13 protein-coding genes and 2 rRNA genes are annotated in these 17,265 nt (G+C 72.0%); 8 read left to right on the top strand and 7 right to left on the bottom strand.

Going from position 1 to position 17,265, the window contains the following annotated elements; all coding sequences use genetic code 11:
• The first annotated feature begins 209 nt into the window (after positions 1–209).
• Entirely contained in the window at positions 210–1,121 is a 912-nt protein-coding gene (locus ACFTWP_RS11340) for a ComF family protein (protein ID WP_380264227.1), read from the top strand.
• Here the strand turns inward: ACFTWP_RS11340 and ACFTWP_RS11335 are convergent.
• The 3 genes from ACFTWP_RS11335 to mtrA all read right to left on the bottom strand — a co-directional run bounded on the left by ACFTWP_RS11335 (position 1,105) and on the right by mtrA (position 5,798).
• Positions 1,105–2,958 carry an LpqB family beta-propeller domain-containing protein gene (locus ACFTWP_RS11335; RefSeq protein WP_380264226.1) on the bottom strand — a complete coding sequence of 618 codons (1,854 nt, stop codon included), beginning with the start codon at positions 2,956–2,958 and terminating at the stop codon, positions 1,105–1,107. The genes ACFTWP_RS11340 and ACFTWP_RS11335 overlap by 17 nt on opposite strands.
• A complete protein-coding gene (gene mtrB / locus ACFTWP_RS11330) occupies positions 2,930–4,990 on the bottom strand; it encodes an MtrAB system histidine kinase MtrB (RefSeq protein WP_380264409.1) in 2,061 nt (686 codons plus the stop codon). The genes ACFTWP_RS11335 and mtrB overlap by 29 nt, the downstream gene beginning before the upstream one ends.
• Positions 4,991–5,120: 130 nt before the next feature.
• A complete protein-coding gene (gene mtrA / locus ACFTWP_RS11325) occupies positions 5,121–5,798 on the bottom strand; it encodes an MtrAB system response regulator MtrA (protein WP_380264225.1) in 678 nt (225 codons plus the stop codon).
• 235 nt (positions 5,799–6,033) lie between these two features.
• Here mtrA and ACFTWP_RS11320 point away from each other — a divergent pair, with 235 nt between their 5' ends.
• The 5 genes from ACFTWP_RS11320 to ACFTWP_RS11300 all read left to right on the top strand — a co-directional run bounded on the left by ACFTWP_RS11320 (position 6,034) and on the right by ACFTWP_RS11300 (position 11,577).
• A complete protein-coding gene (locus ACFTWP_RS11320; RefSeq protein WP_380264224.1) occupies positions 6,034–7,230 on the top strand; it encodes a hypothetical protein in 1,197 nt (398 codons plus the stop codon).
• Positions 7,231–7,234: 4 nt separating this feature from the next.
• The gene (locus ACFTWP_RS11315; RefSeq protein ID WP_380264223.1) at positions 7,235–7,921 is read left to right on the top strand and encodes a DUF4129 domain-containing protein; all 687 of its coding nucleotides are present in this window, start codon (positions 7,235–7,237) and stop codon (positions 7,919–7,921) included.
• A complete protein-coding gene (locus ACFTWP_RS11310; protein ID WP_380264222.1) occupies positions 7,918–9,198 on the top strand; it encodes a DUF4350 domain-containing protein in 1,281 nt (426 codons plus the stop codon). The genes ACFTWP_RS11315 and ACFTWP_RS11310 overlap by 4 nt, the downstream gene beginning before the upstream one ends.
• A gap of 77 nt (positions 9,199–9,275) precedes the next feature.
• Positions 9,276–10,196 (top strand): AAA family ATPase, encoded by a 921-nt coding sequence (locus ACFTWP_RS11305; protein WP_380264408.1) that lies wholly within the window; start codon positions 9,276–9,278, stop codon positions 10,194–10,196.
• 70 nt (positions 10,197–10,266) lie between these two features.
• Positions 10,267–11,577, top strand: a complete 1,311-nt coding sequence (locus tag ACFTWP_RS11300; protein WP_380264221.1) for a DUF58 domain-containing protein — start codon at positions 10,267–10,269, stop codon at positions 11,575–11,577.
• A 103-nt stretch (positions 11,578–11,680) separates the two neighbouring features.
• Here ACFTWP_RS11300 and ACFTWP_RS11295 read toward each other — a convergent pair whose 3' ends face one another.
• Positions 11,681–12,643 (bottom strand): zinc-binding dehydrogenase, encoded by a 963-nt coding sequence (locus ACFTWP_RS11295; protein WP_380264407.1) that lies wholly within the window; start codon positions 12,641–12,643, stop codon positions 11,681–11,683.
• Between the two features lie 193 nt (positions 12,644–12,836).
• Between ACFTWP_RS11295 and ACFTWP_RS11290 the strand changes: the two genes are divergently transcribed.
• Positions 12,837–13,466 (top strand): TetR/AcrR family transcriptional regulator, encoded by a 630-nt coding sequence (locus ACFTWP_RS11290; RefSeq protein ID WP_380264220.1) that lies wholly within the window; start codon positions 12,837–12,839, stop codon positions 13,464–13,466.
• A 76-nt stretch (positions 13,467–13,542) separates the two neighbouring features.
• On the top strand, positions 13,543–13,908 hold the full coding sequence (locus tag ACFTWP_RS11285) for a hypothetical protein (RefSeq protein WP_380264218.1): 366 nt from the start codon (positions 13,543–13,545) through the stop codon (positions 13,906–13,908).
• Between the two features lie 61 nt (positions 13,909–13,969).
• Here the strand turns inward: ACFTWP_RS11285 and ACFTWP_RS11280 are convergent, their stop codons facing one another.
• The 3 genes from ACFTWP_RS11280 to ACFTWP_RS11270 all read right to left on the bottom strand — a co-directional run.
• Positions 13,970–14,623 carry a transposase gene (locus tag ACFTWP_RS11280; protein ID WP_380264217.1) on the bottom strand — a complete coding sequence of 218 codons (654 nt, stop codon included), beginning with the start codon at positions 14,621–14,623 and terminating at the stop codon, positions 13,970–13,972.
• Positions 14,624–14,694: 71 nt separating this feature from the next.
• A 5S ribosomal RNA gene (gene rrf / locus ACFTWP_RS11275) occupies positions 14,695–14,811 on the bottom strand.
• Between the two features lie 91 nt (positions 14,812–14,902).
• Positions 14,903–17,265, bottom strand: a 23S ribosomal RNA gene (locus ACFTWP_RS11270); the annotation flags it as partial.

Here is a 17,265-nt window from a genome sequence, read left to right as displayed (position 1 = left end):
CCCTGGAGCCTCATGGAACACCTCACACGGGGATTTCGCCTCTTCAGCGGGTGGAACGATTCGAACCTAGCGCGGCCGGGCTGGCTGTAAAGCTGTTGCACCCTGCCTACCCCCCTGTGAGTGAAATACGGGTAAACACCTCGACAACTCCACTCGGACGGCTCATTCTGGGCCTCACTCTCCGTGCCCACGAGCGGTCAGGAGGCGTCTTGTCCCTGTTCAGCGAGCTGTTGGGCCTGCTGCTGCCCGTTCCCTGCGCCGGCTGCGGCGCCGGCCGGATCCAGCTGTGCCACTCCTGCCGCGCCCTCCTCACCGGCGCCCGGCCCGCCCCAACCGCCGGCACCGCCGTGTACGCCGCGACGACCTACGCCGACCCGGTCCGCCGGCTGCTGATCGCCCACAAGGAGCGCGGCGCGCTGCCGCTCGCGGCGCCACTGGGCGAGGCGCTGGCCGGAGCCGTCCGCACGGCCCTCGGCCCGGACGGGGGCGGCTGCCCGGTGCTGCTGGTCCCGATGCCCTCCACCCGCGAGTCCGTCCGGGCCCGCGGCCACGACCCCACCCTGCGGCTGGCCCGGGCCGCCGCCCGGGCGCTGCGCCGCGACGGGCGGCCCGCCGCGGTCGCCCCCGTCCTGCGGCACACCCGGCGGGTGGCCGACCAGGCCGGGCTGTCGGCCGCCGAGCGGCGGCTCAACCTGGACGGCGCACTGACCGTACCGGCCCGGCTCGCGGGCCGGCTGGCGCCCTGTCGGCCGACGGCCGGTCACCCGGCGGCGCATCAGCCGACGGACACTCACCCGGCGGCGGGCCGTCCGACGCGCACTCACCCGGCGGCGGGTCACCCGACACCGGGTCAGCCGGCGTCCCGCCGCACAGCCGGCCGGTCACCAGGCCGGGCCCCAGGACGGGCGGCCGGCCGGGCAGCCGGCCGACCGGCACCGTGCCGGCTCGTCCTGGTGGACGACCTGGTCACCACCGGCGCCAGCCTCGCCGAGGCGGCCCGCGCGCTGACCCTCGCCGGAGCCCCGCCGGACGCCTGCGCCACCGTGGCCGCGGCCGCCCTGCACCGCACCCGGGCGGCGGCCCGGCCGGCCCAGGACGGGACCGTCACCCGGGGTAGATGAACGAACTCGCCGTGTACGGCAGGACGAGCTCGCGCCACTGGTTGCCGATCAGCCGGTAGATCTTGCTCTCGGTGGTCTGCACCGCCAGCACCGGCGGCACGCCGCCGTTCTCCCGGCCCTCCGAGGCCGCCACCGTGGCCATGCCCTCGCCGCCCTGCAGCGGGGCGTCGGCGCTCTGCGAGCCGTCCGTGCTGATGTAGTACAGCTGCTGGAGGCGGTCCTTCTCCTTGCCGAGCACCAGCAGCTGGTCGGTGTCCGCCCAGGACACCGAGGCCACCTCGGCCAGCAGGGGCGCCACCGTGCGCAGCCCGGAGATCCGCGCCTGCTGGGTACCGGGAGCGCCGCTGTGCACGACCAGCGCCAGCGCCAGGGTCCGGGCACCGGTCTCGTCCTTCAGGACCAGCGCGACCCGGGCGCCGTCCGAGGAGACCTTGAGGCTCTGCACCGTCCGGCCGCCGAGGTCGTCCACCGGCACGACGACCGCCTTGCCGTCCCGGATCATGTGCACCCGCGGGGCGGGCGCCGTCCGGTCCACCACCCAGAGGTCGCCCCGGCCGTCCCAGCTCGGCGAGGCCAGGCCGTCCTCCGGCTTGGCGGGGTGGCCGGCGCTGGTCAGCACGGCCTGGCCGAGGGCGCTGCCCTCGGTGACGTTCACGGTGTACAGCTGCTGCCCGTCGCCGCTGACGGCGGCGGCCCGCTGGCCGTCCCGGCGCACCGCGACGGTGCCGAGCGGCGTCCGGCCGCCCGGCGCCGGGGCCTTGCCCAGCTCGCCCGGCACCGCCGTGCCCTCGCCCTGGTCGGCGGCGGCCATCAGCTGCCCGGTGTCGTGGCGCTGGTAGTACTGCCTGGTGGCGGTGGACCCGCCGGCCAGGCTGCCGGGCGCGACCTGCTCGGCGAGCGACCTGCTGGTCGAGCAGGCGCCGGTGCCGCTGCGCAGCTCCAGCCGGTCGATCTGGCCCTTGCCCTGGTCGGCGAGGGTGAAGAAGAACTGCGCGGCCATCCGCTGGCAGAGCTGCGGCCGGCCGGCCAGGTCGACGCCCGCGATCTCCACCCGGGCGACCTTGCTGTCGTCGACGGCGACCTGCTGGACGGTGACGCCGTCGAGCGTGGTGGTGACCACCGGCGCGAGCCACTCGGAGGGGCCGGTGGCCAGCGCCTTGGCGGCGGTGGCGAGCGGATCTATTCGCCGCCGCAGGTAGATCGGATCGGCGATCAGCACCTCGCGCGCGCTCGGCAGCGAGGGGTCCGCGGCGGTGTAGAAGAAGCGCGAGAACTGCCGGTAGCTGTTGCGGAAGTTGGTCTGGTTGACCAGCAGGCCGTCCGGCAGCCGGTCGATCCGCCACTCGCCGTTCTCCTTGACGAAGCTGAAGTCCAGCTTCGTCTCCCCGTCGGCGTACCGGTACGAGTGCCGGTCGTCGATCCGGGCCACCTGCGTGCCGGAGGCGGTCAGGGAGGCCGAGGTGTCGCCCTCCCTGAGCTCCGGGCTGCCGCTGACCGTCGGGTCGGTGGCGAGCACCACGATGCCGGCCGCGGCGTTCCAGCGGGCCCCGGCGGCCTCCGTGAGGTACTTGCGGGCGGTGTCGTAGTTCTCCTCGTCCGCGATCGAGGCGTCCAGGAAGCCCGCGAGCAGGCCGCGCGGCTCCTCGCCCTTGTAGGGGGCCACCGGGAAGACCCGCACCTGCAGGTTCTTGTCCGCGGCGCCCTGGGAGAACTCCACCTTGCTGACCGGGCCGGAGTCCGGCATGGCCGCGCAGCCGCCCAGCAGCAGCGAGGCCAGCACGGCCCCGGCCACCGCGGACCGGCGCGGGTCAGCCCTCCTGGTGCTGGTCCTTCGCACGCTGCGACCCCTCCGTGTCCGTCCCGGCCCTGCTGGTCCCGGGCTGCGCCCCGCTGTCGGCGTCCACGCCCACCACGGTGTCCGGCCCGGCCGTGCGCTGCGCGACGGAGGGCCGTGCGACCGTCCGGTCGACGACGATCTGGGCCCCGGTGGCACCGTATCCCGCCCCGGCCGCACTGACGTCCGAGGGGTCCGAGCGAGGTGCCTCGGGTGCCCGGCGGGCGCCCAGGCCGGGGCCGATGCTCAGCACCCCGCCGAGGCCGCTGCCGAAGCCGCTGAGGCCGCCGTCCGGCGTCTCCGGGACGACCGTCGGCTCGCCCGCCGCGGTGAGCGCGGTGGCCCCGGCCGGGCGCGCGGCCCGGCGGTACGGCGTCCCGGTCGAGCCCAGGCCCCGGTTGTTGCGGGAGTCCTCCGGCTCCAGCCGGAACGGCGCGCGGTTGATCTCGCCGCCGCGGGTGCGGGGCATGGTGAGCCGGAAGTGCGAGCCGCCGCCGGGCTCGCCCCAGGCCTGGAGCCAGCCGCCGTGCAGGTGCGCGTCCTCCACCGCGATGGACAGGCCCAGCCCGGTGCCGCCGGTGGTGCGCACCCGGGAGGGGTCGGCCCGCCAGAAGCGGTGGAAGACCCGGGAGGCCTCGCCGGGCTTCAGGCCGATGCCGTAGTCCCGGACGCCGACCGCGACCGCGCCCTCGGCGGAGCCGAGGCGGATCACCACGTCGCGGCCCTCGCCGTGCTCCAGCGCGTTGACCACCAGGTTGCGCAGGATCCGCTCGATCCGCCGGGAGTCGACCTCGGCCACCACCGGCTCGCCGTCGCCGCGGATGACCACCGCGCTGCCCTTGGCCTGGGCCAGCGGATCGGCGGCCTCGACCACCCGCGCGACGATGTCGCGCAGGTCGACGGGCTCGGCGTCCAGGATGGCGGCGCCCGCGTCGAACCGGCTGATCTCCAGCAGGTCGGCGAGCAGCGACTCGAAGCGGTCCAGCTGGCCCTGGAGGAGTTCGGCGGAGCGGGCCGCCATCGGGTCCAGGTCCTCGCGGCTGTCGTAGATCAGGTCGGCGGCCATCCGCACGGTGGTGAGCGGGGTGCGCAGCTCGTGCGAGACGTCGGAGACGAAGCGCCGCTGCACCCGGGACAGCTCCTCCAGCTGGCGGATCTGCGCCTGCAGGCCGTTCGCCATCCGGTTGAAGGAGTCGCCGAGCCGGGCGATGTCGTCCGTGCCGGTGACCTTCATCCGCTCTTCCAGGTGCCCGGCGGCGAGCCGCTCGGAGATCCCGGCGGCCATCCGCACCGGCGTGACCACCTGCCGCACCACCAGCCAGGCGATGCCGACCAGCAGGATCACCACGAACAGGCCGGCGGTGGCCAGGGTCCCGGTGACCAGGTCGAGGGTCTTGCTCTCCTGCTCGAAGGAGAAGACGTAGTACAGCTGGTACTCGATGTCCCCCGGGCCGGTGAACTGCTTGCCGATCGCCAGGCCCGGATCGTGCCGCGGGTCGGCGCCGCCGTCGGCCGAGCGGTCGATGACGGTGGGCTTCTCGAAGGAGGCGCCGGGCTCGGCGGCGACCTGCTCGCGCAGCGCCGTCGGGATGCTGCTCGGCAGGATGTCGCCGGAGTAGCGCGGGCCGAGCAGGTCGGAGCTCTTCGCGGACACGTGGGCGCCGGTGGAGGGCACCATCGCGATCACGGAGTACAGGCCCTGACCGCTGATGGCCAGGTCGGAGACCTGCTTGAGCAGCCAGGTGCCGATCTCGTCGGTGGTCGGGTCGCCGGCGCTGCCCACCTTGGACTTGAGGGCGGCCGCCTCGTTGATCTTCTTCTGCTCGCTCTGGAACCCGCCGCCGGCCTGGCTGCGGGCCGACAGCTTCTTGGTGTCCAGCAGCCCGGCCCTGACCTGGGCGACCACGACGACGCCGAGCACCAGCACCACGGTGACGGACAGCAACAGCGTCGCCGCGACCACGCGCAGCTGGATGGAGCGCCGGTAGAGCGCCGTCACCCGCAGCAGCGGGCGGCGCAGCTGACGCGCCACCATCGCCAGCAGGGCGGCCGGACCGCGCCGGGGCCGGCGGCCCTCGGTCGTGGAGCTCAGCACGTCCCCGCGCAGGGCGGCCTCCCCGTCGGCGTCGGTGCCCGGCGGGGAGTCGTCAGCCTCGTACCTCACGTCAGCTGGGCCCGGCCTTGTAGCCGACGCCCCGCACGGTCACCACGATCTCGGGCCGCTCCGGGTCCTTCTCGATCTTGGACCGCAGGCGCTGGACATGGACGTTCACCAGGCGCGTGTCGGCGGCGTGCCGGTAGCCCCAGACCTGCTCCAGCAGCACCTCACGGGTGAACACCTGCCAGGGCTTGCGGGCCAGCGCGACCAGCAGGTCGAACTCCAGCGGGGTGAGCGGGATGCCCCGGCCCTCCCGCTTGACCGAGTGGCCGGCGACGTCGATCACCAGATCGCCGATCGTCAGCTGCTCGGGCGTCGGCTCCTCGGCCCGCCGCAGCCGGGCCCGCACCCGCGCCACCAGCTCCTTGGGCTTGAACGGCTTGACGACGTAGTCGTCAGCACCCGACTCCAGGCCCACCACGATGTCGACCGTGTCGGTCTTCGCGGTGAGCATGACGATCGGGACGCCGGACTCCGCCCTGATCTGGCGGGCGACGTCGATGCCGTCACGGCCGGGCAGCATCAGGTCCAGCAGGACCAGATCGGGCTTGGTCTCCCGGAACGCGGCTAGTGCCTTGTCCCCATCGGCGACGAAAAACGGCTCAAAACCTTCACCACGCAACACAATGCCGAGCATCTCGGCCAGTGCGGAGTCGTCATCAACGACGAGGACGCGTCCCTTCATGCTTCCATCTTCTCATTACCGGATTGTGACCTGGCCCACAGCAGTGCCATTTCTTCCCTCAGCCCTAGACGAAACACGTGCAAACCGGACGAACAGCGACCCCCCGCAGGTCCAGGGACGCCCGTTGTCGATCAGCAACGGGATACCCCTGGGGCGTGCGCACCCACCATGGCACGATGGGCCGCACAGGACGCCGATCCGGCCTGTGAACCGAGCCCCCTCCCAGGAGCAAGTGATGACCGACACCCCGGGCTGGGCACCGCCCAGCTCGTCCGAGCAGCCCGGCGAGGAAGGCCGGCCGCCGGCCGCCGCACCCGCCACCGTGCCCGGGCAGTCATCACCGCACGCCAGCACGCCGCCCGCCTGGGGCGGCGGCTACGGCGGCCCCCCGCCCGGCGGCCCGCAGCCCTGGGGCGGCGCGCCCGGCGGACAGCCGTGGGGCGGACAGCCCTGGGGCTGGCCGCAGAGCCCCAAGCCCGGCGTCATCCCGCTGCGCCCGCTGGGCGTCGGCGAGATCCTGGACGGCGCGGTGTCCACCGTCCGCCGGCACTGGCGCACCACGCTCGGCATCTCGCTCGGGCTCGCCGCCCTGCAGCAGACGATCATCGTGCTCGTCCAGTGGCAGTCCTACAAGAACCCGGACAGCGTGCTGCCCGCCGTGGCCACCCTCGTCTCGGTGCCGCTGGCCCTGCTGATCGGGGTGGTCGCCACCGCGCTGCTCACCATGGTGGTCAGCCGGGCCATCCTGGGCCGGCCGGTCACGATCGGCGAGGCCTGGCGCGACGCCCGGCCCCGGCTGCTCCAGCTCCTCGGGCTGACCCTGCTCAACGCCCTGATCATGCTCGGGATCGTCCTGCTCGCCGCCGCACCGCTGATCGGTTACCTGGTCGCCACCTCGCCGGACCCGAACCCCGGGCTCGTCGTCCTGCTCGTCCTGGTCGCAATCGCCGGAATCGCGGCGGCCTTCTGGGTCGCGATCCAGCTCGGCCTGGCCGCCCCCGCCCTGATGCTGGAGAAGCAGGGCGTCCGGGCCGCCTTCTCCCGATCCCGCCGACTGGTCCGCGGGTCCTGGTGGCGGGTCTTCGGCATCAGCGCGCTCGCCTGGATCCTGGTCGTCGTGGTCGCAGGGATCATCCAGGCCCCGTTCAGCATCGCCGGCATGGTGATGGCCGGCGACGAGCTCTTCGGCGACTCCGCGGCCGCCGGGTTCGACCCCGGCCTGCCGCCCGCCGCCCTGGTGGTGATCGCCCTCGGCGGCCTGATCAGCGGCACCCTCACCATCCCGGCCAGCGCCGCCATCAACGTGCTGATCTACGTGGACCAGCGGATCCGCCGCGAGGCCCTCGACATCGAGCTGACCCGGGCGGCCGGTCTGGCCGAGCCCGGCCCCGCCGGACCGGCCGACGGCGACCCGGCGGCGGCGAGGCTCTGACCGGATGCCGACCTGGGGGGAGGGGGCGCTGCTGGCCGGCGGCGCCCCGGTCACCGTCCCGCGCGACCCGGCCCGTGACGCCGCCCGGCAGGAGCTGCTCAACCCCGCCTACCACCGGCACGACCCGAGCCTGATCCAGCGGATCGGCGACTGGTTCTTCGAGCAGATCGGCAAGGCCCTGGACGGCGTCGGCACCGCCACCACCGGCACCACCGGGCTGGTGCTGTTCCTGATCGTCGCCGTGGTCCTCGTCGCCGCCGTCTGGTGGCGCCTCGGCGCACCCGGCCGCGCCGCCCGCACCGCCACCGAGCTCTTCGACACCCGGGGCCCGCTCAGCGCCGACGGGTACCGTGCCGAGGCCCGCCGGCACGCGGCGGCCGGCCGCTGGTCCGAGGCCGTCCGCGAACAGATGCGCGCCCTCGTCCGCTCGCTGGAGGAGCGCACCCTGCTCGACCCGCGCCCCGGGCGCACCGCCGACGAGGCGGCGGCCGAAGCCGGCCGGACCCTGCCCCAGCACGCCGCCGCCCTGACCGCGGCCGCCCGCACCTTCGACGCCATCGCCTTCGGCGACCGGCCCGCCGACCAGGGCGCCTACCAGCTGCTGAGCGAGCTCGACCAGGCCCTGGAGCGCACCCGCCCGACCCTCGTCCCGGCCCAGGCCCACGCCCAGTCCCCGGAGGGCGCGACATGACCGGCACCGGCACTCCGACACCGGCCTCCGCCACACCCGCCCCGGCGCTACCGGCCGCACCGGGCCCTGCCGCGTCCTCAGCCGAGCCCCTCGCGGCCCCGGACGCCGGCACCAGCCTGACCCCGACCCGCCGTACCCGCTGGCTCCGCTCCCGCTGGTACCTGCTCTCCGCCGGCATCCTGCTGACCACCGGGGTACTCCTCGCCGCCCTCCAGAGCGGCGAGGACCGGTACCCCCCGCTCGACCCGCGCTCGACCGACCCCGGCGGCACCCACGCCGTCGTCCGCCTCCTGGAAGCACAGGGCCTCGCCGTCGGCACCACCACCGACCCGGGCGCCCCGACCCCGGGCTCCGACACCTTCGTGGTCCCGGATCCCGACCGCTTGGACGCCGGCCAGCTGCGCGCGCTCGCCGCCGCGCACCACGCCCGGCTGGTGCTGATCGCGCCCGGCGGCGAGACCCTCGCGGCCCTGGCCCCGGAGGTCAGCCAGGCCGGCCAGGGCGAGCGACCCGACTACGCCCCGCCCACCGGCACCGCGGCGGCCTGCGCCCTGCCGGACGCCGTCCGGGCCGGCACCGCCCGGCTCGGCGGGTACCTCTACCGGCCCGGCCCGCACGGCGAGGGCTGCTACCCGCGGCACAACGCCTACCCGCTGGTCCTGGCGCCCGGCGGCCCGCGCGGCGACGTCCTGGTCCTCGGCGACGGCTCCTTCCTCACCAACGCCAGGCTCGGCGAGGACGGCAACGCCTCCCTCGCCCTCGGCCTGCTCGGCTCCCAGCCCCGGCTGACCTGGTACCTGCCCGACTACAGCGCCCCCACCCCGGCCGAGCGGCAGACGCAGATCACCGACTTCATCCCGCGGGGCTGGTACTGGGCCGGCCTGCAGCTCGGCGTCGCCGCCCTGCTCGCCGCCGCCTGGCGCGCCCGCCGGCTCGGCCCGGTGGTCAGCGAGAACCTGCCCGTGGTGGTCCGGGCCGCCGAGACCACCGAGGGCCGGGCCCGGCTCTACCGGCGGGCCCGGGCCCGCGGCCGGGCCGCCGAGGCGCTGCGCCGCGCCGCGCTGAACCGGATCGCCCCCGTCCTCGGGATCCCGTCGGTGCACGGCGCACCCGACCCCGTCGCGCTCTGCGCGGCCGTCGCCGAGCGGCTCGCCGGCGACGCCACCGCCGCCGCCGTCCAGTTCCTGCTGTACGGCCCGGCCCCCACCGACGACGCCGCGCTGCTGCGGCTCGCGGACGACCTGGACGCCCTTGAAAGGCAGGTACGACAGCCGTGACCGAGCAGGCCACCGCCACCACCCCCCTCACCGCCACCGGCACGGCGGACGACGACCCCCGTCAGGCGCTCACCGCCCTGCGCGCCGAGATCGCCAAGGCCGTGGTCGGCAACGACGCGGCCGTCACCGGCCTGGTGGTGGCACTGCTCTGCGGCGGCCACGTGCTGCTGGAGGGCGTCCCCGGGGTCGCCAAGACCCTGCTGATCCGCACCCTCTCCACGGCCCTCAGCCTGGAGACCAAGCGGATCCAGTTCACCCCGGACCTGATGCCCGGCGACGTCACCGGCTCGCTCGTCTACGACGCCCGCACCGCCGAGTTCTCCTTCCAGCCCGGCCCGGTCTTCACCAACCTGCTGCTCGCGGACGAGATCAACCGCACCCCGCCCAAGACCCAGGCCGCCCTGCTGGAGGCCATGGAGGAGCACCAGGTCACCGTCGACGGCGTCCCCCGCGCCCTGCCCGTGCCCTTCCTGGTCGCCGCCACCCAGAACCCGGTGGAGTACGAGGGCACCTACCCGCTCCCCGAGGCCCAGCTGGACCGCTTCCTGCTGAAGCTGATCCTGCCGCTGCCCTCCCGGGACCAGGAGTTCCAGGTGCTGGCCCGGCACGCCGCCGGCTTCGACCCGCGCGACCTCGCGGCCGCCGGGGTGCGCCCGGTGGCGGGCCCGGCCGACCTGCTGGCCGCCCGGGCCCGGATCGCGAAGGTCACCGTCTCCCCCGAGGTGCTCGCCTACATCGTCGACCTCTGCCGGGCCACCCGGCAGTCCCCGTCGCTGTCGATGGGGGTCTCCCCGCGCGGGGCCACCGCCCTGCTGAACGCCTCCCGCGCCTGGGCCTGGCTGGCCGGCCGCGACTTCGTCACCCCCGACGACGTCAAGGCCCTCGCCCTGCCCGCCCTGCGGCACCGCGTCCAGTTGCGGGCCGAGGCGGAGATGGAGGGCGTCACCGCCGACTCGGTGATCCAGGCCGTCCTCGCCCAGACCCCCGCTCCGCGCTGACCCGTCGCCACCCCACCACCCCGCCGGCCCCCGCCTGCCGGCGGTCCGCCACCCGCTTGGGAGTCCCCGCATGGCCGTCACCGGGCGCACCGCCCTGCTCGCCGCCCTCGGCGCGCTCGTCGTCGGCCTGCTGCTGCCCTCCTGGGCGGGGATCGGCGTGGTCACCGGGTCCCTGCTGCTGGCCGTGCTCGTCGATCTGCTGCTCGCTGCTCCGGTCCGCCCGCTGCTGATCGACCGCGCCGGGGACACCGCCGTCCGGCTGGGCGAGCCGGCGGCCGTCGAACTGACCGTCACCAACCCCTCCGGCCGCCCGCTCCGGAGCGCCGTCCGGGACGCCTGGCCGCCCTCGGCCTGGCAGCCGGGTACCGCCCTGGCCGCGTCCCGGCACCGACTGCTGGTGCCGCCCGGCGAACGACGCCGGATCACCACCGTGCTCACCCCGACCCGGCGCGGCGATCACCACGCGCACCGGGTGACGGTCCGCTCGCTGGGCCCGCTGGGCCTGGCCGGGCGCCAGGGCTCCCACCGGGTGCCGTGGACGGTCCGCGCGCTGCCGCCGTTCACCAGCCGCAAGCACCTGCCGTCCCGCCTCGCCCGGCTGCGTGAACTGGACGGTCGCACCTCGGTGCTGACCCGCGGCCAGGGCACCGAGTTCGACTCCCTGCGCGAGTACCTGCCGGGCGACGACGTCCGCTCGATCGACTGGCGGGCCAGCGCCCGGCGCCACACCGTGGCCGTCCGCACCTGGCGACCCGAGCGCGACCGGCACATCCTGATCGCCCTCGACACCGGCCGCACCTCCGCCGGCCGGGTCGGCGACGCCCCCCGGCTGGACGCGGCGCTGGACGCCGCGCTGCTCCTCACCGCACTCGCCACCAAGGCCGGCGACCGGGTCGACCTGCTCGCCCACGACGTGCGCCGGCGGGCCTCGGTGGTCGGCCGCTCGGCGTCCGAGATCCTGCCCGCCTTCACCCACGCGATGGCCGTGCTGGAGCCCGCGCTCTTCGAGACCGACATGCGGTCGCTGGTCTCCACCGCCCTGCGGATGGCGCCGCACCGGTCGCTGATCGTCCTCGTCACCGGTCTCGACGCGGCCCCCGTCGAGGACGGCCTGCTGCCCCTGCTGCCGCTGCTGACCAAGCGCCACGAGGTCGTCCTGGCCTCGGTCGCCGACCCGCACCTCGACGCCCTGGCCGCGGGCCGGGGCACCCTCGACGCCGTGTACGCGGCGGCCGCCGCCGAGCAGACCCGGGCCGACCGCCGCCGCACCGCCGAGCACCTCACCAGGCTCGGCGTGACCGTGCTGGACGCCCCGCCCGCCGCCCTGGCCCCGGCCCTCGCCGACGCCTACCTCGCCCTGAAGGCGGCCGGCCGGCTCTGACGGACCTCCCGCGGCACCGGCCGACCGGTGCGGTCGGTGTCCGTGGGACTCCCTCGCCTCGACTGCGCGGGGGTCGTGGCAGTCCCGGCGTGGACACCTTCGGCTACGGCGTCAGCACGATCCTCCCGAAGACCTCACCCGCAGCCATCTTCTGATGCGCCAGTACCGCCTTGTCCAGTGGCAGCACCTCGTGCACCACCGTTTCGATCTCGCCGCGGCCGGCTGCGGCGAACTGCTCGGCGCGCACGGCACGCCGGTCGGCTCGGGTGACGGTGGCCGCACTGAAGGCGGCGAAGGACAACGACTTCTGGAACGCCGCCATGATCCTCGTGCCGAAGTCCGCGGGCGGCTGACCCGCGACGGCGCCCACGGCCACCAGGCGGCCGTTCGGGTTGAGCCTGTCGAAGAACGACGGCATGGCCTCACCGGCCACGACGTCGATGACGACGTCATAGCCCGCGGGAGCCTCCTCCCCTCCGTCTCCGGAGCGGTCCAGCACGTGGCTCGCTCCGAGCCGGCGCAGCCGCTCTCCGCGCTCCACCGACGAGGTCGTGACCGCCACCGCGGCGGCACCACCACGAGCCGCGAGCTGCACCGCCATGATCCCGATACTGCCGGCCGCGCCACGCACCAGGACCCTCTCCCCGGGAGCGAAACGAGCGTGCCGGAGGCCGAAGTGGGCCACCACACCGGAACTGCCGAGCGTCACCGCGTCGACGGCCGACAGGCCACCGGGCAGCGGAACGATCTCCTCGACCGGCACGACGGCCTGTTCGACGTAGCCTCCGCCGGTACCGGTGGAGCCCCACACCCGCCGGCCGATCCACGACGCGTCGACGCCGTCGCCGACCGCGGTCACGGTGCCCGCCACCTCGCCACCCGGGATGTGACCCTCCTTGAAGCCGTAGGCGGCCAGAGCCCCGCTTCGGATCAGGGTGTCGACACCGCCGACGCCCACCGCCTCGGTGGTGATCAGCACCTGCCCGGCAGCGGGTGCGGGGGCCGGCAGGTCGACAACGGCCAGACCCTCGGGGCCGCCGTACGTCTGGATCGCGATCGCCTTCAATGTCGTCTCCACGTTCTCCGGCCGCTCGAGCGCGGCCGTGCTCCGTGCCCGCCACCGATCGCCGCCCGGCGGGACGGGGCTTCGCACCGCGGCCCACGTCGGTCCCGCTCCTGCGCGCCCCGATGATCTCGGCGAGCCCCTACCTTCCGGGACGGTAACGGACGCCCCCGTCCGCTTGGCTAAAGTGAGAGCGGTGACCGACCGTTTGCCTCACAAGCTGCGTTCCGACGCGATGGACAACCGCGACCGCATCCAGGACGCGGCCCGGGCACTGTTCTCGGCCGAGGGCCTGGATGTGCCGATGCGGGAGATCGCTCGGCGGGCCGGGGTGGGACCTGCCACCTTGTACCGTCACTTCCCGACCAAGCAGGTGCTGGTCGCCGAAGCCTTCGCCGACCAGCTGCGCGCATGTCGCACCATCGTCGACGAGGGGTGCGCAGATCCTGATCCGTGGCGCGGCCTGCGCCTGGTGATCGAGCGGATCTGTGAGCTGCACGCACGCGATCGGGGCTTCACCGAAGCCTTCCTGTCGACCCTCCCGGGAGCCCCGGACGCCGCGGGACGTGAGTACACGGTGAAAGCGGTTGCCGGACTCGCCCAGCGAGCCAAGGACGCGGGGCACCTGAGGCCGGACTTCGTTCTGGACGACCTCATCCTCATGCTCATGGCCAACAAGGGGATCCACGCCGCATCCACCGCCACCCGGGTCATGGCCTCCCGACGCTTCGCAGCGCTGGCGATCCAGGCGTTCGAAGCCTGCCCGCACCACGCACCGCTACCGCCGGCGCCACGCCTGGCATCCGCGGCACCGGCCGGCGCCTGACCGCGGGCGCACGGTGTCACGCTCACCGTGCTGACCACCGAGCCGCCCCCTGGGACGGAACACCTGGACTGCTGCCATGACGGAGCCCCTCCCATTCAGCGCGATGCTGGGCCGGTTGCTGCGCCACCGTGAGCTCGGCGTGCCGGAACTCGCCGACCGCGCCGGAGCGTTGCCGTCGGACATCCGGGCGGTGCTCGCCGGGGCACCTCCTGCGGCGGGACTGCTTCGGCGGCTCGCCGCCGCTTCGGGGCTGCACGCCGTCGACCTGTTCGTCCTCGCCGGGATGCCCGTCCCGGACGACCTGGTGCCGTCGGACGCCGCGGCCGCGCGATGGGTGCCGGACATCGCCCAGGACGGAGCGCGACGCCTGTCCGCGGCCCAGTCCCGGCACGTCGCCGAGCCGGCGCGCTCGATGCAGCCGGAACCCCGCAACCACGACTGAGGCCGCCGCCGGGCCGCCCGCTGCCTTCGACCGCAAGGCATGCAGGCAGCGCGCGAAGACCCTAGTAGCGGGGCTTGACCCAGACGTGCACGCCCGCGTGGCCGTCCTCGTCCTCCTCCGCGGGGCCGATCCCGGACCGGTTCTGCCAGTCGGCCACCCCCGCCGCCAGCGCGACCGCCGAGGACTTGTCCCCGTGGAACCCCTCACGGGCCGCCTGGTAGGCGAACCAGCGCTCGACGTGCGCCAGCCAGGCCGACTCGTCCGGCGCGAAGTGCATGGTGAAACGGGGATGCACCCGCAGCCAGTTGATGACCGTCGGCGACTTGTGCGTGAAGTAGTTGTCGCAGATCAGGTGGACTTCGCCGCCCTCGGGCAGCTCCTTGTCCAGCCGGGCCAGGTACTGCCGGAAGGCGACGCCGCGACGGCGGCGGTGCAGCGTCCCGGAGACCCGGTCGGTGGTGCTGTCCAGGGTCGCGAGCAGATCGGAGACGGCGGCCGGCAGCGGCTCGTCCTTCAGCGTCTCCAGCGCGGTCCGGAGCTTGGGCCGCAGCAGGGTCTCCGCGTCCACGTGCAGCGCGAGCACCCGCTCCGGGGGCGCCAGGTACAGGCCGGCGACCTCGTGCGAGGTCTCCATGGCGAAGGGGTCGGTCGACAAGCTGAAGGGCTCGGTACGCGGCTGGGGTTCGGGGTGGGCCTTGGGGCCAGGTCGTGCCATACCGCGATCGTATCCCGCACCAACGCAAAGAACCCCCACCCGGAATCGGGTGGGGGTTCTTCGGAATGATTGTTCGGCGGCGTCCTACTCTCCCACAGGGTCCCCCCTGCAGTACCATCGGCGCAATGAGGCTTAGCTTCCGGGTTCGGAATGTAACCGGGCGTTTCCCTCATGCTATGACCACCGAAACACTATGAAACTGTCACCGCACCGCATCTTCCCGTGGCCCGGGAAAAGCGGGGTCGTTGTTTCAGAACAACACAGTGGACGCGAGCAACTGAGGACAAGCCCTCGGCCTATTAGTACCGGTCAGCTCCACCCCTTACAGGGCTTCCACATCCGGCCTATCAACCCAGTCGTCTACTGGGAGCCTTACCCTCTCAAGGAGGTGGGAATACTCATCTCGAAGCAGGCTTCCCGCTTAGATGCTTTCAGCGGTTATCCCTCCCGAACGTAGCCAACCAGCCATGCCCTTGGCAGGACAACTGGCACACCAGAGGTTCGTCCGTCCCGGTCCTCTCGTACTAGGGACAGCCCTTCTCAATATTCCTACGCGCACAGCGGATAGGGACCGAACTGTCTCACGACGTTCTAAACCCAGCTCGCGTACCGCTTTAATGGGCGAACAGCCCAACCCTTGGGACCTACTCCAGCCCCAGGATGCGACGAGCCGACATCGAGGTGCCAAACCATCCCGTCGATATGGACTCTTGGGGAAGATCAGCCTGTTATCCCCGGGGTACCTTTTATCCGTTGAGCGACGGCGCTTCCACAAGCCACCGCCGGATCACTAGTCCCTGCTTTCGCACCTGCTCGACCCGTCGGTCTCACAGTCAAGCTCCCTTGTGCACTTACACTCAACACCTGATTGCCAACCAGGCTGAGGGAACCTTTGGGCGCCTCCGTTACTCTTTAGGAGGCAACCGCCCCAGTTAAACTACCCACCAGACACTGTCCCTGATCCGGATCACGGACCCAGGTTAGACATCCAGCACGACCAGAGTGGTATTTCAACGTCGACTCCACAACCACTGGCGTGGCTGCTTCAAAGTCTCCCACCTATCCTACACAAGCCGAACCGAACACCAATATCAAGCTATAGTAAAGGTCCCGGGGTCTTTCCGTCCTGCTGCGCGAAACGAGCATCTTTACTCGTAATGCAATTTCACCGGGCCTATGGTTGAGACAGTCGAGAAGTCGTTACGCCATTCGTGCAGGTCGGAACTTACCCGACAAGGAATTTCGCTACCTTAGGATGGTTATAGTTACCACCGCCGTTTACTGGCGCTTAAGTTCTCAGCTTCGCCGAGACGAATCTCGACTAACCGGTCCCCTTAACGTTCCAGCACCGGGCAGGCGTCAGTCCGTATACATCGCCTTACGGCTTCGCACGGACCTGTGTTTTTAGTAAACAGTCGCTTCTCGCTGGTCTCTGCGGCCGGCCCCAGCTCACGGAGTAAATCCGATCACCAGTTCCGGCCCCCCTTCTCCCGAAGTTACGGGGGCATTTTGCCGAGTTCCTTAACCATAGTTCACCCGAACGCCTCGGTATTCTCTACCTGACCACCTGAGTCGGTTTGGGGTACGGGCCGCCATGAAACTCGCTAGAGGCTTTTCTCGACAGCATAGGATCATCCACTTCACCACAATCGGCTCGGCATCAGGTCTCAGCCTTAATGAGTGACGGATTTGCCTATCACTCGGCCTACACCCTTACCCCGGGACAACCACCGCCCGGGCTGGACTACCTTCCTGCGTCACCCCATCGCTCACCTACTACCCTGTTGGGTCAGCGGCTCCACCACGTCCCATTGTCCGAAGACTCCGGGCCGGCTTCGCGGCTTTAGCATTCAGAGGTTCGACGTTGGCGCTTCAAAGCGGGTACGGGAATATCAACCCGTTGTCCATCGACTACGCCTGTCGGCCTCGCCTTAGGTCCCGACTTACCCTGGGCAGATCAGCTTGACCCAGGAACCCTTGGTCAATCGGCGCAAGAGTTTCTCACTCTTGTATCGCTACTCATGCCTGCATTCTCACTCGTGTCCCGTCCACAACTGGATTCCTCCGCTGCTTCACCCGGAACACGACGCTCCCCTACCCATCACAGCCCCCGTTGGGGGTATTGCTGCAATGACACGACTTCGGTGGTGTGCTTGAGCCCCGCTACATTGTCGGCGCGGAATCACTTGACCAGTGAGCTATTACGCACTCTTTCAAGGGTGGCTGCTTCTAAGCCAACCTCCTGGTTGTCTCTGCGACTCCACATCCTTTCCCACTTAGCACACGCTTAGGGACCTTAGTCGGTGTTCTGGGCTGTTTCCCTCTCGACCATGGAGCTTATCCCCCACAGTCTCACTGCCACGCTCTCACTTACCGGCATTCGGAGTTTGGCTAAGGTCAGTAACCCGGTGAGGCCCATCGCCTATCCAGTGCTCTACCTCCGGCAAGAAACACGTGACGCTGCACCTAAATGCATTTCGGGGAGAACCAGCTATCACGGAGTTTGATTGGCCTTTCACCCCTAACCACAGGTCATCCCCCAGGTTTTCAACCCTGGTGGGTTCGGTCCTCCACGAAGTCTTACCTCCGCTTCAACCTGCCCATGGCTAGATCACTCCGCTTCGGGTCTTGGGCATGCAACT

The organism is Kitasatospora sp. NPDC057015 (genome assembly GCF_042673745.1).
Taxonomy (GTDB): domain Bacteria; phylum Actinomycetota; class Actinomycetes; order Streptomycetales; family Streptomycetaceae; genus Kitasatospora.
Note: the sequence above shows the minus strand (reverse complement) of the source record. Positions and strands in the feature narration are given on the sequence as shown.

Coding starts and splice junctions, on each gene's coding strand:
- mtrA (WP_380264225.1), bottom strand. CDS start 5,798: ATGAAGGGACGCGTCCTCGTCGTTGATGACGACTCCGCACTGGCCGAG.
- ACFTWP_RS11285 (WP_380264218.1), top strand. CDS start 13,543: ATGACGGAGCCCCTCCCATTCAGCGCGATGCTGGGCCGGTTGCTGCGC.
- ACFTWP_RS11320 (WP_380264224.1), top strand. CDS start 6,034: ATGACCGACACCCCGGGCTGGGCACCGCCCAGCTCGTCCGAGCAGCCC.
- mtrB (WP_380264409.1), bottom strand. CDS start 4,990: ATGGTGGCGCGTCAGCTGCGCCGCCCGCTGCTGCGGGTGACGGCGCTC.
- ACFTWP_RS11315 (WP_380264223.1), top strand. CDS start 7,235: ATGCCGACCTGGGGGGAGGGGGCGCTGCTGGCCGGCGGCGCCCCGGTC.
- ACFTWP_RS11280 (WP_380264217.1), bottom strand. CDS start 14,623: ATGGCACGACCTGGCCCCAAGGCCCACCCCGAACCCCAGCCGCGTACC.
- ACFTWP_RS11300 (WP_380264221.1), top strand. CDS start 10,267: ATGGCCGTCACCGGGCGCACCGCCCTGCTCGCCGCCCTCGGCGCGCTC.
- ACFTWP_RS11310 (WP_380264222.1), top strand. CDS start 7,918: ATGACCGGCACCGGCACTCCGACACCGGCCTCCGCCACACCCGCCCCG.